Origin of the sequence: Pseudomonas baetica (genome assembly GCF_002813455.1) — a bacterium.
Classification (GTDB): domain Bacteria; phylum Pseudomonadota; class Gammaproteobacteria; order Pseudomonadales; family Pseudomonadaceae; genus Aquipseudomonas; species Aquipseudomonas baetica.
On sequence record NZ_PHHE01000001.1, the window covers coordinates 2769647 to 2783347 of the forward strand.

At 59.9% G+C, this 13701-nt stretch carries 11 protein-coding genes and 2 pseudogenes; 8 read left to right on the plus strand and 5 right to left on the minus strand.

From position 1 onward, the window contains the following. Positions 1-813, plus strand: a pseudogene (locus ATI02_RS12575) (caspase family protein); the annotation flags it as partial. On the opposite strand, the gene ATI02_RS12580 reads toward ATI02_RS12575, so the two are convergent. Next, positions 803-2104 carry an IS4 family transposase gene (locus ATI02_RS12580; RefSeq protein ID WP_100848404.1) on the minus strand — a complete coding sequence of 434 codons (1302 nt, stop codon included), beginning with the start codon at positions 2102-2104 and terminating at the stop codon, positions 803-805. The pseudogene ATI02_RS12575 and the gene ATI02_RS12580 overlap by 11 nt on opposite strands. 113 nt (positions 2105-2217) lie before the next feature. Between ATI02_RS12580 and ATI02_RS12585 the strand changes: the two are divergent. Together ATI02_RS12585 and ATI02_RS12590 are read left to right on the plus strand one after the other, a co-directional pair. Then, a pseudogene (locus ATI02_RS12585) lies at positions 2218-2391 on the plus strand (caspase family protein); the annotation flags it as partial. Next, positions 2391-2876 carry a toll/interleukin-1 receptor domain-containing protein gene (locus ATI02_RS12590; protein WP_095187342.1) on the plus strand — a complete coding sequence of 162 codons (486 nt, stop codon included), beginning with the start codon at positions 2391-2393 and terminating at the stop codon, positions 2874-2876. The pseudogene ATI02_RS12585 and the gene ATI02_RS12590, both read left to right, overlap by 1 nt. Positions 2877-2931: 55 nt before the next feature. On the opposite strand, the gene motB is transcribed toward ATI02_RS12590, so the two are convergent. After that, on the minus strand, positions 2932-4005 hold the full coding sequence (motB, locus tag ATI02_RS12595) for a flagellar motor protein MotB (RefSeq protein WP_100846433.1): 1074 nt from the start codon (positions 4003-4005) through the stop codon (positions 2932-2934). A gap of 3 nt (positions 4006-4008) precedes the next feature. Continuing rightward, on the minus strand, positions 4009-4860 hold the full coding sequence (gene motA / locus ATI02_RS12600) for a flagellar motor stator protein MotA (RefSeq protein ID WP_095187344.1): 852 nt from the start codon (positions 4858-4860) through the stop codon (positions 4009-4011). A 166-nt stretch (positions 4861-5026) separates the two neighbouring features. Here motA and ATI02_RS12605 point away from each other — a divergent pair, with 166 nt between their 5' ends. Genes ATI02_RS12605 through asd form a run of 3 tightly spaced genes read left to right on the plus strand, consistent with a single transcriptional unit; the run spans position 5027 to position 8302 of the window. Further along, on the plus strand, positions 5027-6565 hold the full coding sequence (locus ATI02_RS12605) for an HDOD domain-containing protein (protein WP_100846434.1): 1539 nt from the start codon (positions 5027-5029) through the stop codon (positions 6563-6565). A gap of 42 nt (positions 6566-6607) precedes the next feature. Next, positions 6608-7423 carry a thiosulfate sulfurtransferase gene (gene rhdA, locus ATI02_RS12610; RefSeq protein WP_100846435.1) on the plus strand — a complete coding sequence of 272 codons (816 nt, stop codon included), beginning with the start codon at positions 6608-6610 and terminating at the stop codon, positions 7421-7423. Positions 7424-7441: 18 nt separating this feature from the next. Next, positions 7442-8302, plus strand: a complete 861-nt coding sequence (gene asd / locus ATI02_RS12615) for an archaetidylserine decarboxylase (RefSeq protein ID WP_095187347.1) — start codon at positions 7442-7444, stop codon at positions 8300-8302. Between the two features lie 60 nt (positions 8303-8362). Here asd and ATI02_RS12620 read toward each other — a convergent pair whose 3' ends face one another. Further along, the gene (locus ATI02_RS12620) at positions 8363-8764 is read right to left on the minus strand and encodes a lectin OAA family protein (protein ID WP_100846436.1); all 402 of its coding nucleotides are present in this window, start codon (positions 8762-8764) and stop codon (positions 8363-8365) included. 220 nt (positions 8765-8984) lie between these two features. Here ATI02_RS12620 and ATI02_RS12625 point away from each other — a divergent pair, with 220 nt between their 5' ends. Next, positions 8985-10739 (plus strand): cyclic-di-GMP receptor FimW-related protein, encoded by a 1755-nt coding sequence (locus ATI02_RS12625; RefSeq protein WP_100846437.1) that lies wholly within the window; start codon positions 8985-8987, stop codon positions 10737-10739. Between the two features lie 103 nt (positions 10740-10842). On the opposite strand, the gene serB is transcribed toward ATI02_RS12625, so the two are convergent. Continuing rightward, positions 10843-12057: a phosphoserine phosphatase SerB gene (gene serB, locus ATI02_RS12630; protein WP_095187350.1), complete on the minus strand. Its 1215-nt coding sequence runs from the start codon at positions 12055-12057 to the stop codon at positions 10843-10845. 133 nt (positions 12058-12190) lie between these two features. Between serB and ATI02_RS12635 the strand changes: the two genes are divergently transcribed. Then, positions 12191-13696 carry an AhpA/YtjB family protein gene (locus ATI02_RS12635; RefSeq protein ID WP_095187351.1) on the plus strand — a complete coding sequence of 502 codons (1506 nt, stop codon included), beginning with the start codon at positions 12191-12193 and terminating at the stop codon, positions 13694-13696. Positions 13697-13701 lie beyond the last annotated feature (5 nt).

Genomic DNA, 13701 nt, shown 5'->3' on the forward strand with positions numbered 1-13701 from the left:
ATGCGCAAGGGACTGTTTATCGGGATCAACGACTACAAACACATCTCGCGCTTGAGCGGGTGCAGCAATGACGCCATGGCCATGGCGTCCGTACTGAAAACCGACGCCAATGGCGACCCCAACTTCAAGAACGTGGTGCTGACGTCCGCCGAGGATCACTTGAGCAGGGAGAAACTCGAAGACCAGATTCGCGAACTGTTTTCCGGCGACTGCAACGTCGCGCTGCTGTACTTCGCCGGGCATGGCGGCTTCGACACTGACAATGATGAAGGCATGCTGCTGCCTCAGGATTTCCGTAACCCCAAGGACGGCATCCGCATCAGCGACATCCTCAACTGGGCCGCCAAAGCGACCAAGATAAAGAACAAGGTGATCATCCTCGACTGCTGCCAAAGCGGCGCGGCCGGCGAGGTGCGCGCCTTGCGCAGTGAAAGCAGCGTGGTCGGCGAAGGCATGACAATCCTGACCGCGTGCAAAAAGGAAGAGCCGGCCATGGAGGGCGCGCAACACGGTGTATTCACCGGGCTGCTGTTGCAGGCGTTGCACGGTGGCGCAGCCAATATTCTCGGCAAGATTACCCCCGGCAGTCTTTATTCCTTCGTCGACAACGCACTCGACGCCTGGGAGCAGCGCCCTGTGTTCAAGACCAATGTTTCGCAGTTCATTTCCCTACGCGAAGTCTCGCCGCTGATCCCCAAGGAAATTCTGCGCAAACTGCCGGAATGGTTTGCCGAAGCCGAGTCAACATTCCCGCTCGATCCCAGCTACGAACCCACCGAATCCTCCTTTAACCCCATCCCTTTCAAGGTCTTTTAGTTTTGGCAGCCTTGATTACTCTGTCCGTTGAAACATGCGCATGCACCGCCGTGCCTTGGACCCATGTCTTGGGCTTAGGCACTTTGGGGCCACGGGGGCTTTTCGCAACTTGTTTGGGTTGGATGTTGCTGGCCAGCTCTAGTAAGCGCTGGGCCAGTTTTTCCAGAGGAATGACGGGAAGATATTCCGAAGGCAGCGCAATCTGCATTCCCTCATAACCACTCCTGACCTGAACCGCCAAGTGATAGATCGAGGCTTCCCAGCCGTCAGGCTGGGTATCCCGGTGAGCTTGCTCGACGCTTCGTTTGAGGACGGCCAGGACGTTGTAGGCCAACACCGCAGTGGCGAACCCGAGTAAGGCAGCCTTTGGGCTGCCAAGAGTTTCGATTTCACTTTCCAGGATCGCTTCCAGTCGCTGGAACATGCCTTCAATGCTCCAGCGACGGCGATAGAGTTGCGCGATCTGCTGTGCGCTGACGCTTTGGGGTAGATTGCTCCAGAACATCAAGCTGCTGTCACCCGAGTCTGTTGGCGAATGAAGCGTCAGTTCGACACGCCGACATTGGTAACCGCCTCTGACCTGGATGATCTGCTCACGCACAGTGCCTGTTTCCACAGGCACGGGTTCTTGCCACTCACCCTCTTGAATCAGGCGTGGATGTTTGGCTTGCTGACGAATGACAAAGGATGTCTGGACCTGCTCACAAGCCTCCATGACCGGGAGCGTGCAATAGAGTCGATCAGCCAGCCACACTTGGCCTGGCTCGGCATTGGCCAGTAGAGGCAGCACGCAAACACGCTCGCTTGCGTAGGCATCCTCACACGCCTGAAGGTCGATGACCTGATCGAGATCGGGGTCGTAAACAACCACCGAAAAGCCAGGACGAGCGGCGCCTCGCTCATGGCGTAGAGCGCCCAGACGTTTCTCAGTGGAAGCCAAATGATTGCCGTCCACCACTCGAAGCTGCCAGCCCGGCAACGTTTTGGTGCAGCCCAGCTCCTTGATGGTCGGAGTCAGACGTTGCGCACAACCTGTGACCAGAGCGCGTAACAGCGCAGGTTCAGTACGACTGATCTTGTCGTAGAGGGCAGCCAAACTGACAGGAAGATCTTCCAGTTGCCGCGCGGCGGCGTGCAGGGATGGCTTCAAGCCCAATGAAACAAGGGACATCAGCTTGATGATGGTCGAGAACAGTAGCTCACGAGAATACTGCCGTTGCCGATGCTCTTCGAAGACCTGATCAATCCACTCAGGCGCAATGGCCTGCTCCAGCGCCAATTTGGCCATGACACTGGCAGGTGCTTTTTTCTCGAAACGCGCTAGAACATCGGCCCACATCGTTCGGGTCCTCCTGGCTGAAGTATCAGGGGATTTTACCTAAGACCTTGAAAGGGATGTCCTTTAACCCGGAACACGGCGAAGTCTTCGCTCAACTGCAAAAGTGCAACCGCCACAGCCTGATCGAACCGGTGGACGCCGAACACATGTATTACGCAGCCATCAACTCCACCGGCTGCCGCCTCACCGCCCTCGGCGCCTACTACCGCGAACTCGCTATCAAAGGACACTTCTGATGCCAGTCTTTATCAGCTACCGCCACATGGATCGCGCCCACGCCATGGCCATCAACACCCGCCTGATGCAGGCCAACATCAAGACCTACCTCGACGTGCTGGACCCCGAATCGCAGACCACCGACGACATCACCGGCGTCATCACCCGCAACATCACCGAATGCACGCACCTGCTGGCGGTGGTCTCGGAGAAAACCGCGTTGTCGTGGTGGGTGCCGTTTGAAATCGGTGAGGCGACGATCAGCAATCGACGGATCTGTTCGTTCAAGACCGGGCCGGCGGAGTTGCCGTTGTATCTGGACAAGTGGCCGAAGTTGAGCACGGACAGTGATCTGAATTTCTTCATCGATGCGTATCGTGAGGAGGTGTCGAACAAACGCTCAATGGCGCTGGGTTCGAGTAATGAATCCTTTAGCGGCACTTACAAACGCAACGCCGAGATTTTCCATGAACAACTGAAAAACCGTATTCGGCGCGGGTTCTGAAACTTCGTCAGACATAAAAAAAGCCGCGATCATCTCGCGGCTTTTTTGTGGATCACTACTTCGGCGCGGGGGCCGGGGCAGTGGCCGGAGGAGCTGTCGGCGCCGGCGGCGCACTGCCCGGCGCGGCCGGTTTGGGCACCGCGTCATCGAACAGGTTCAGCCGTTCACGCAGCTCATGTGCCGGTACCGGTTGCTGATCCGCCGGCAGTGCGTTCGGGTCGACCGGCGTTGCCGGCGCAGCACCGTTCTGACTTTCATCGGCCGGCTTCGACGGATCGGCGCCTTGCGAACCTTCGATGGCGGCTTGAGCCTTCTTGGTCAGCACCACAATGTCGATGCGGCGGTTGACCGGGTTGAACGGGTTTTCCTTGTCGAACAGTGCCGACGAGGCGTAACCCACGACCCGCGCCACTTGCGCATCCGGATAGCTGCCGGCAATCAAGGCACGGCGGGCAGCGTTGGCACGGTTGGCCGAAAGCTCCCAGTTACCGTAATCACCGGTGCCGATATAGGGCTTGGCATCGGTGTGGCCGCTGATGCTGATCTTGTTCGGCACCGCTTTGATGGTGTCGGCCATGGCCAGCAGAATGTCTTCGAAGTACGGCTTCAGACGCGCAGAACCGGAGTCGAACATCGGCCGGTTCTCGGCGTCCATGATCTGGATGCGCAAGCCGTTCGGCGTGATTTCGAAGAGGATCTGGTCCTTGAATTTCTGCAGTTGCGGATTCTCGTCGACCTTGTTCTGCAATTCTTGCAGGAGCAGTTCCAGACGTTCCTTCTCGACCTGCTCGGCCATGCCTTCGACCTGTTCGGTGTCGACGGTAACCTTGTCCGGTTGTGGCTGGGATTTCACCTCAGGGTTGAGGGTATTTTCCGGCGCCAGGGTCGGCGTACCGCCCAAGTCGATAATGTACGGCGTGCCGCTTTCGGAGAAGCCGACCGGGTCTTTGAAATAGCCGGCGATGGCGATCTTCTGCTCAGGCGTTGCGGTGGACAGCAGCCACAGCACCAGGAAGAACGCCATCATCGCCGTGGCGAAGTCGGCGAAGGCGATTTTCCACGCCCCGCCGTGATGCCCGCCGGCTATGCGCTTGACGCGCTTGATGATAATCGGCTGATTATTTTCCATGACTTAGCGACCGCGAACGGCTTGTTCCAGCTCGGCAAAGCTTGGACGGTGAGCCGGGTACAGCACTTTGCGACCAAACTCCACCGCCAGCGATGGCGGCATACCGGAAGCCGAAGCCACCAGCGAGGCCTTGATGGCTTCGTAGACGTTCAGCTCTTCTTTGGCATCGTGGGCCAGGGAATGCGCCAATGGGCCGAAGAAACCGTAGGCTGCGAGAATACCAAAGAAGGTACCGACCAGTGCCGCACCGACGTGCAGACCGATGGACTTCTGATCGCCTTCACCCAAGGACGCCATGGTCACCACGATACCCAGTACCGCCGCGACGATACCGAAACCGGGCATGGCGTCGGCAATGCCGTTCACCGCATGGGATGGATGCTCGAGGTCTTCTTTCAGGCTGTACAGCTCCATGTCGAACAAGCCTTCCAGCTCGTGCGGCGCCATGTTGCCGGAGGACATGATGCGCAGGTAATCACAGATAAACGCGGTCATGCGTTCATCTTTAAGCACCGCCGGGTACTTGGCGAAGATCGGGCTCGCGGCGGCATCTTCGATGTCGCCCTCGATGGCCATCATGCCTTCGCGGCGGCTCTTGTTGAGGATCTCGTAGATCAGCCCCAGCACTTCCAGATAGAACGTGTGGCTGAAACGCGAACTGAACATGCTCAGGGATTTCTTGAGCACGTGCATCGTCATATAGCTGGGGTTGGCCTGGAGGAAAGCGCCCAGTGCCGCACCACCGATGATCAACACCTCGAAGGGCTGGATCAGGGCGGCAATCTTGCCGTGAGAGAGCACGTATCCGCCGAGCACGCTCGCGAATACGACGATGATGCCGATAATTTTAGCCATAGGTAGAAAGTACTTATTTAAGTCGGGTTCAAGGTCATATTCGGAAGTTAAAAAATCTCTTCTTCTACTTATCGGCAAAACTGCGCCAGACTATAGCCAGTTCAGGCGAAAAGCCAATTTAGCCCATGCCGGGCGCGTCTACAGTCAGTGAAGATCTCGTCCAGACATGGCTAATGAAACGAGCGTCCCACACGCACAACCGACCACACTCGAGGGCTGGATCAAGCTGCTCGACAGCGTCCGCCTGCCCGTGCCGCAAGAGGCTCACGACAAGGTTTGTCGGGCGATCCGTGACAACCGCAGTTCCCTGCGCGACATCGCCGACCTGATGCAGGACAGCCCGGCGCTGGCCTTGAGCATCATTCGTGAGGCAAATCGTCACACCCACGGCACCATGGCCACGCCGGCCGAGAATCTGGAAGTCGCGATCAACCGCCTGGGCCTGGCCCGCACCGAAGAGCTACTGGCGCGCCTGCCGGCCCAACCGCAGATGCAGATCCCCAAGGCCCTGCGCCAACTGCAAATGATCAGCCAGCACGCCACGCAACAGGCCAACGGTTTTTTCGCCAGTCGCCTGGCGCGGCTGTGGCAGGACATTCATTGGGGCAGTTTGCTGTTTCTTTCGCCGCTGTGGCCGTTGGCGCTGACTTACCCACAACTGCTTGAAGAGTGGGAACTGCGGGTTATCCACAAGGGCGAATCGGCGCGCACCGTCGAAAAGCAATTGTTCGGCGTGCGCCTGCTGAAAATCGCCGAGGCGCTGGTGCAAGTCTGGCACCTGCCGATCTGGGTGCAGCAAGGCTATAAATTGTTGCTCAGCGAGCAGCGTGAACTGGTGAAAGTGCTGCGCATCGCCCGCGACAGCGAACATCCATTGCGCCAGCAAAACCGCCTCGACGATGACCCGACCCTGCGCCGCTGGCTCAATCAGCCGGCCAATACCGTGTTGCTGGCCAATGGGCTGGCGCTGTCGGCGCAACAGGCGTGGGACAGTCCACACAGTGAACGCTGGCAGTACCTGACCAGCCTTTATCTGCAGATTTCCATGGACGAAGTGCAGCAACAGTTGCACCAGCAAGCCGCCAACAGTGCGCGCCAGCATGCGATGCCTGACTTGTGGCACCCGGCGGTTTCATTGCTGTGGCCGTGGGGCACCCATCGTTTACCGGCCGGAATGCTGCCGGCCGCGGCACCGAATGCAGAGGATTTGACCCAGTGGCGCCGGCAGTGCGCCGAACTGCTGGCCGAACCCAGTCGCTTCACCAATGCCATGAGCCTGACCGTTGCCGCCCGCGATGCGCTGGTCGCCAGCGGCCTGCGCCGGGGGATGATTCTGATGGCCGACCGCACGCAGTCCAATCTGCGTGTGCATCAAACTTTTGGTTTAGCGAAAGAAGCGGCGGCGCTGAACTTTGTCGTCAGTCAGAGCAAAGTCCTGCAACGGCTGCTCGCGCAGCAGGCGCAGGTGCGGATCACCCCGGAAAACAACGCGCAATTCTCCGCGCTGCTACCGCCGAGCCTGAGAACGTTGTTCCGTGGCGAGCATCTGTTCCTGCGCTCATTGGTCAACAATGGCCGGGTGATCATGATCGTCGTCGCCGATCAGGGCGGCGGCCCCTTCGCCGACATCACTGTGCAAGCCTTCGGCAAAACCGCGCAGTGCATCGAAAAAGCCCTGCACAGCTTTAGCAGCCGTGGCCGATGAGGCTGCGCTACAATCCCCCCCTTTGTGCTCTGGAGACCTCACATGTCTGACTTCTCTGGCTTGCCGCTCGTTATCGAACCGAGCGACCTGCTCCCTCGGCTCGAGTCCAGCGAACTGATTCTGGTGGACCTGACCAGTACCGCCCGCTATACCGAGGGTCATTTGCCCGGGGCGCGGTTTGTCGACCCCAAGCGCACCCAGCTCGGCCAGCCGCCGGCACCGGGGCTGCTGCCGGCGAAAGCCGATCTGGAAGCGTTGTTCGGGGAACTCGGCCATCGCAAAGACGCGGTCTACGTGGTCTATGACGATGAGGGCGGTGGCTGGGCCGGGCGCTTCATCTGGCTGCTCGACGTGATTGGTCACGACAAGTACCACTATGTCGACGGCGGTCTGCCGGCGTGGCTGGCCGATGGCATGCCGATGTCGATCCAGGTGCCGCCGGCAGTCGGTGGCCCGGTGCCGTTGACGCTGCACGATGAACCGACCGCCACCCGCGAATACCTGCAAAGCCGTCTCGGCGCCGCCGATCTGGCGATCTGGGATGCGCGCGGGCCGCTGGAGTATTGCGCCGAGAAAGTGCTGGCAGCCAAGGGCGGGCATATTCCCGGTGCGGTCAATTTCGAGTGGACGGCGGGCATGGACAAGGCGCGTAACCTGCGCATCCGCACGGACATGCCGCAGATCCTCGAAGACCTCGGGATCACCAAGGACAAAGAAATCATTACCCACTGCCAGACCCATCACCGGTCGGGCTTCACTTATCTGCTGGCCAAATCCCTCGGTTATCCGCGGGTCAAGGGCTACGCTGGTTCCTGGGGCGAGTGGGGCAATCACCCTGACACGCCTGTCGAGATTTAAGGTTTTTAAGGACAACTAATGAAAGAGCGTCTGTTTATCCTCAGCCAGTACCTGCTGCCTCACCACTTGCTGTCGCGCCTGGCCGGCTGCATCGCCGAGTGTCGTGTGCGCTGGTTCAAGAATGCCTTCACCCAGTGGTTCGCCAAGCGTTATCAGGTGGACATGTCGCAAGCGCTGGTTGAAGACCTGACCGCTTACGAGCACTTCAACGCCTTCTTCACCCGCGCCCTGAAAGACGGCGCACGTCCGCTGGACGAAACCCCGGGCGCGATCCTCAGCCCGGCCGACGGTGCGGTCAGCCAGCTCGGCCCGATCGAACACGGTCGCGTGTTCCAGGCCAAGGGGCACAGCTTCAGCGTGCTGGAACTGTTAGGTGGCGACGCGGCGAATGCTGCACCGTTCATGGGTGGCGACTTCGCGACTATTTACCTGTCGCCGAAGGATTACCACCGCGTGCACATGCCGCTGGCCGGTACCCTGCGCGAAATGGTCTACATCCCGGGCCGGATCTTCTCGGTCAACCAGACCACGGCTGAAAACGTTCCGGAACTGTTCGCCCGCAACGAGCGTGTGGCGTGCATTTTCGACACTGAACGCGGCCCGATGGCCGTGGTGCTGGTCGGCGCGATGATCGTCGCTTCGATCGAAACCGTGTGGGCCGGTCTGGTCACGCCGCCGAAGCGCGAACTGAAAACCTTCCGCTACGACGAAGCCGCCCGTGCGCCGATTCATCTGGAAAAAGGCGCGGAGCTGGGTCGCTTCAAGCTGGGTTCGACGGCGATCGTGCTGTTTGGCCCGGATCAAGTGAAGTGGGCGCAAGAACTGGTGGCGGGTTCGCCAGTGCAAATGGGTCAGGCCCTGGCCCTGCCGACTGCCTGAGTCGGCTGATCCGCCCTTTCACACGTCTGTGAAGGGGCGGACACGACCTGGGAGGCGCCGTTACTCTATCTGCCCACGGAAGCCGATCGGCCCTTCGTTGGCGTAGGTATTGGTGCCACTGAGGTTTTTCCCTCCGTCACTGGACGTGACGCTCAACGCGACAACGTTCTGATTGTCCCGACCACCGATCACCCACTTGCCGCCCGGATGCCATGGGGCATCATTGCCACCCCACTGGTTCTCGACGTTGTATTGATTCTGACCGGTGCGCTGCGCCTTGAAGCCAATAGGGCCTTCGCCGGCGTAAGTCATGGTGCCGGTGAAACTTTTGCCGTCATCGCCCGACTTGATCTCGATAGCGACGACATTCTGGTTGTCCCGCCCGCCCAGCACCCAGGTTCCGCCCGGATGCCACGGTGCCGAACTGCCACCCCATTGATTTGCCACTGCATATTTAGACATGAACCTCATCTCCTTGAAGTTTCGGGAGACCTGCCCGAGGTTGACGGCAGGCCGTGCAACCGTGCGTTTCCGATCGCACGAGTGAGAGACTAGCAGGGCTTGTTGAATGGCATCCAGCCAGCAGACCAGCGGTCAAAAAGTCTGACGCCACACGGCGAAACAGACCACAACTGCTAGAGTTCTGGGAGTTGTCTATTTCGCCGCTGGAGCCCGTCACGGCATGAGTGAGTCACGCCCCCAATCCTCCCTGCGTGCGCCGATCCCGACGCAGTCGCGGCTGTCGTTCTGCGAAGCCTCCCCGCGCGACCTCAAACGCTGGATCGCCGGCCTGCCCAAGGCCAACATCGGCGAAACCGCCCGCCAGTTGTACCAAGGCCTGGGCGAGCTCAACCAATTGCTCACCCCCAGCGACAATCGCCTGCAACTGCTGGAGCTGATGCGGCCCGAGGTTTATTTCGTCTGCCAGCATCTGGAGCGGCACTTTCTGCATCAGGCGATCATGCTCGATGAGCGTTCGCGCAAGATCAGTAACTTGTGTCAGGCACTGCAGAGCCATCTGGCCATCGGCTACAAGCAGATCGTCTTGCGGATTGCATCCAAGTACAGCAAGGATCGCGCGACGCTGGTCAGTCAGGCCCTGCAACGCGCGGCCCACGCGCTCAAAGGCCAATTGGTACGCGCCACGCAGTTGTACAGTTCGCCGCCGGAACAGCTGTGGTTCGAGTTGCATCAGCTGTATCGCATCGCTGGTCAATTGCAGCTGCAACAGCGGCGGGTGCGCGACGATCTCGCCAGCCTGACCAACGAGTTGAGCCTTGAACAGACTTACCTCGCAGCCCTGCTGCTGGGCAGTGCCCGCTGCAATCAACTGCGCCAGAACCAGATCGCCCGGCTCGCCGAAGTGCTGGATCCATGGAGCGGATTACTCAAACTCCATCCTGGCAGCACCGACGACGGCTTGTTTGCGATCAGCGCCGAACTCGATGCCGGGCCGCGCTACCGCAACATGTTTCGCAGCGAGCAAAAGGCCGGATTGCTTGGGTTCAATCCGCAGCCATTGGTGAATGTCATCGAAGCGCATTTGCTGCGCAAGGACACCTCCACACAGCTGCCAGTCCCGTCCGGAATGAGCTTCGATACCTTGCAACACTTGCACGCAACTTGGGGCCAAGCCGCCGAGCGCAGCTTTCAGCGCACTGTGGGTCAGGGCCACCTGACCGTGTGCGTGGGCATGAGCGCCCTGCACTTCTATCTCGGTGGCGAACGTAGCTTCAGCGAAATGCTCAAGCACCCCGGTGCGCGCGCGGCGAACTTCAGCAGTGTCGTGGCCAAGGCTGAGAAAGACAGTTGGAGCCAAGCGTTCGATGCCGCGCCGCAGAGCAAGGCCGATGAGTTTCTACCTTACGAAGAAATCCAGTACGACCAATTGATCGAGGACGAAAACAGCACGGACAACACCCCACACTATCCGACTTACGCGTTGCCGGTGATCAATCACAGCCCCGGTGGTTATTGCCTGGGCTGGCCCACAGAGGTGCCCGCCGAGTTGCAGGCCGGCGAAATGCTCGGGATTCAAGACAGTGCAAGTCAGGGCTGGAGCATTGCGGTGATTCGCTGGATTCGTCAGGTGCGTGGCGCCGGCACGCAGATGGGCATCGAACTGGTGGCGCCGCATGCGCAGCCGTGCGGCCTGCAACTGGTGCGTTCGCGAGACGATCACAGTCACTATTTACGCGGATTGCTGCTGCCTGAGATCAGCGCGATCGACTTGCCCGCGACTTTGCTGGCGCCGCGACTGCCGTTTCAGGAAGGCAATAAGGTGCTGATCAACACCCTCGGCGAGGAGCACCGCGCCGGGCTGGATCGGCGGGTGGCGAGTACACACAGTTTCAATCAGTTTGCCTATCGCTCGCTGGAGGCCGCGCAGAATGGCGGGAGCGAGGAGGATTTTGATTCGTTGTGGAAGTCGCTATAGACCGAGGCGCTACCTTCGCGAGCAGGCTCGCTCCCACATTGAAATGCATTTCAAATGTGGGAGCGAGCCTGCTCGCGAAGAGGCCAGTCAGGCGATAAAGATCTCAGAGCTGTCCATCACGATCACGGAAACCCAGCAGATACAGCACGCCATCCAGACCCAACGTGGAAATCGCCTGCTTCGCCGACTGTTTGACCAGCGGCTTGGCGCGGAACGCCACGCCCAGCCCGGCAATCGCCAGCATCGGCAAATCATTCGCACCGTCGCCCACCGCAATGGTCTGCTCCAGACGCAAACCTTCCTTGTGCGCCAGCTCTTTCAACAGATCAGCCTTGCGCTGCGCATCGACAATCGGCTCGATCGCAACGCCAGTGCACTTGCCGTCGACCACTTCCAGCTCGTTGGCGAACACGTAATCAATGCCTAGCCTGGCTTGCAACTGCTTGGCGAAATAAGTGAAGCCGCCGGACAGGATCGCGGTCTTGTAGCCCAGACGCTTGAGTTCAGCGAACAGGGTTTCAGCACCTTCGGTCAAACGCAGCGACGCGCCGATGGAATCAAGCACGCTGACGTCCAGGCCTTTAAGCAGCGCCAGACGTTCCTTGAAAGAGGCCCGGAAATCCAGTTCGCCAGCCATCGCCCGTTCGGTGATCGCCGAAACCTGCTCACCAACGCCGGCAGCCTTGGCCAGTTCATCGATGACTTCAGCCTCGATTAGCGTCGAGTCCATGTCGAACACCGCCAGACGACGGTTGCGCCGGAACAGCGAATCTTCCTGGAAGGCGATGTCGACATTCAGTTCTTGGGCAACGGCGAGGAATTCGGCACGCAGCGCTTGCGGATCAGCCGCTTCGCCACGCACGGAGAACTCGATGCAGCCCTTGCCCTTGTCCGCTGGCGTGTCCAACGGCATGCGACCCGACAGACGGTCGATATGGTCGATGTTCAGGCCGTATTTGGCGGTGATCGAACTGACCGACTGCAACTGGCCGGCCGTTACTTTGCGGGTCAGCAGGGTGACGATATGACGTTTTTTGCCCTGATTGCCCACCCACTGCTGGTAATCCTCTTCGGACACCGGGGTAAAGCGCACCTGCTGATCGAGCTCGTAGCCCTTGAACAGGATGTCCTTGAGCACGGACTTGCCTTGCTCGGAGTCGGGAATTTCCACCAGGATGCCGAACGACAGGGTGTCGTGGATCACCGCTTGCCCGATGTCGAGAATGTTCACACCACCTTGTGCCAGAACGCCGGTAATGGCTGCCGTCAGACCCGGACGGTCGACACCCGTGATGTTAATCAGGACGATTTCGCGCAACGCGCACCCCCGCAACTGGAAAAAAACGCATTCTACCCACTTTCAGTGACCATCGGGCACCGTGAGCGCTTTGCCGGTCTAGGGCCTGTCGCTATACTGCGCGTCAACTTCACGGACAAAAGAGCCGAGCTCAGTGAACCGGCCCACGCCAGTTAAAACCGATAACTTCTTCCTGCTGATCTTCCGTGCACTGCGCCACCGCCGTGTACCGATTGCATTGCGCATTGCCAGCCATAACGTGATCCTGGTCGCTCTGGCCCTGGTGATCTATGCCGGCGTGATGGGCTTGCAATTCAAGCAGGCCATGCACGAGCAGGCCGATGCGCTGGGCGAAAGCCTGACCACGCAGACCGCCACGTCCGCCACGGAACTGTTGGTGTCCAACGACATCCTCAGCCTCAACGTGCTGCTCAACAACCTGACCAAGAACAAACTGGTGGCCCACGCGGCGATCTATAGCGTGGATAACCGCATCCTCGCCGAATCCGGTCAGCGCCCCAAGCACAGCCTGTTGGGCGAGGCCGAGGGCATGTACGAGAGCAAGATCACATTCCAGGACGTGACTGCCGGACAACTGCGCATCAGTCTGGACATGGATCAGTTCCAGCAGCCGATGACCATCAGCCTGCAGAGCATGGGCATTTTGAGTGCGATTCTGTTGGCGCTGTCGCTGGCCTTGAGCCTGCGCATGGGCCGTTACCTGTCGACGCCGCTGCTGCAATTGCGTGTCTGGCTGCGCCGGATTGACGAGCACACACCGGGCATTGAGCGTCAGGATGAAATCGGCGATCTGGCCCGTCAGCTGCACGCCAATTACGCGCCTGAACCTGCGCCTGAACCGGAACCCGAGTTCGAAGACGAGGAAGACGAGCCCGAATTCGAAGTGCGCAACCTGCGTGATCCGAGCTTTGACGAAACCCGCCCAATGGCCGCGCAGAAGCCTGCACCACGCCACCTGGTCAGCACCGTCGAAGACGATGACGACGATGACGCGTTCGCCGATCTGCGCGACGAGTCGCTGAGTGAAACCGCGCAACCGGTGGTTCGCCGAGCCACACCAAGCGTGCCGCAACACACGGCCGTGCTAGCGGTACAGCTGGGTTCGCAGGAGCAACTGCGCCGTCTGCCACGTGCGCGTCTGGAGGAGTTGCAGGAACGCTATCGCGATTGCCTGGATCAGGCCGCTTCGCTGTATCAGGGCGAAATTGAAACCCTGAACGATGGCAGCACGCTGATGCTGTTCCACACCGAAGACTGCGGCGACGACTACCTGACCAACGCGATCTGCTGCGGCGAGCTGCTGCGGGCGCTGGGCCATCAGTTGCAGATTGAAGTCGCCGACAGCGGCATCACCCTGCAATTGCAGCTGGGCCTGACCCTTGGCGATGAGTTGTTCGGCCTGAGCCAGATTGATCTGCTGCTGACCGATTCGGCTCAGGATGCCTTGGCCTTGTCGCAGCACAGCCGCAATCTGCTGCTGGTCGAGCGCAAGATCAGCGATGACGCGCTGATCCGTCAGCGTGCGCGGATCAGGCCGATTGCCAGCCCTGAAGGCGCGTGCTGCGTGGAGCGGTTGATGGAGCCTTATCCATCGATGCTGGAGCGGCAACTGGCGCGGATGCATGAGCGTCGGGCGTAAGCGCT

What these genes read in the sequence shown, in the direction of transcription:
- ATI02_RS12620 (WP_100846436.1), bottom strand. Translation starts at nt 8,764, where the DNA reads ATGTCTAAATATGCAGTGGCAAATCAATGGGGTGGCAGTTCGGCACCG.
- ATI02_RS12590 (WP_095187342.1), top strand. Translation starts at nt 2,391, where the DNA reads ATGCCAGTCTTTATCAGCTACCGCCACATGGATCGCGCCCACGCCATG.
- asd (WP_095187347.1), top strand. Translation starts at nt 7,442, where the DNA reads ATGAAAGAGCGTCTGTTTATCCTCAGCCAGTACCTGCTGCCTCACCAC.
- ATI02_RS12580 (WP_100848404.1), bottom strand. Translation starts at nt 2,104, where the DNA reads ATGGCCAAATTGGCGCTGGAGCAGGCCATTGCGCCTGAGTGGATTGAT.
- ATI02_RS12605 (WP_100846434.1), top strand. Translation starts at nt 5,027, where the DNA reads ATGGCTAATGAAACGAGCGTCCCACACGCACAACCGACCACACTCGAG.
- motB (WP_100846433.1), bottom strand. Translation starts at nt 4,005, where the DNA reads ATGGAAAATAATCAGCCGATTATCATCAAGCGCGTCAAGCGCATAGCC.
- motA (WP_095187344.1), bottom strand. Translation starts at nt 4,860, where the DNA reads ATGGCTAAAATTATCGGCATCATCGTCGTATTCGCGAGCGTGCTCGGC.
- rhdA (WP_100846435.1), top strand. Translation starts at nt 6,608, where the DNA reads ATGTCTGACTTCTCTGGCTTGCCGCTCGTTATCGAACCGAGCGACCTG.
- ATI02_RS12625 (WP_100846437.1), top strand. Translation starts at nt 8,985, where the DNA reads ATGAGTGAGTCACGCCCCCAATCCTCCCTGCGTGCGCCGATCCCGACG.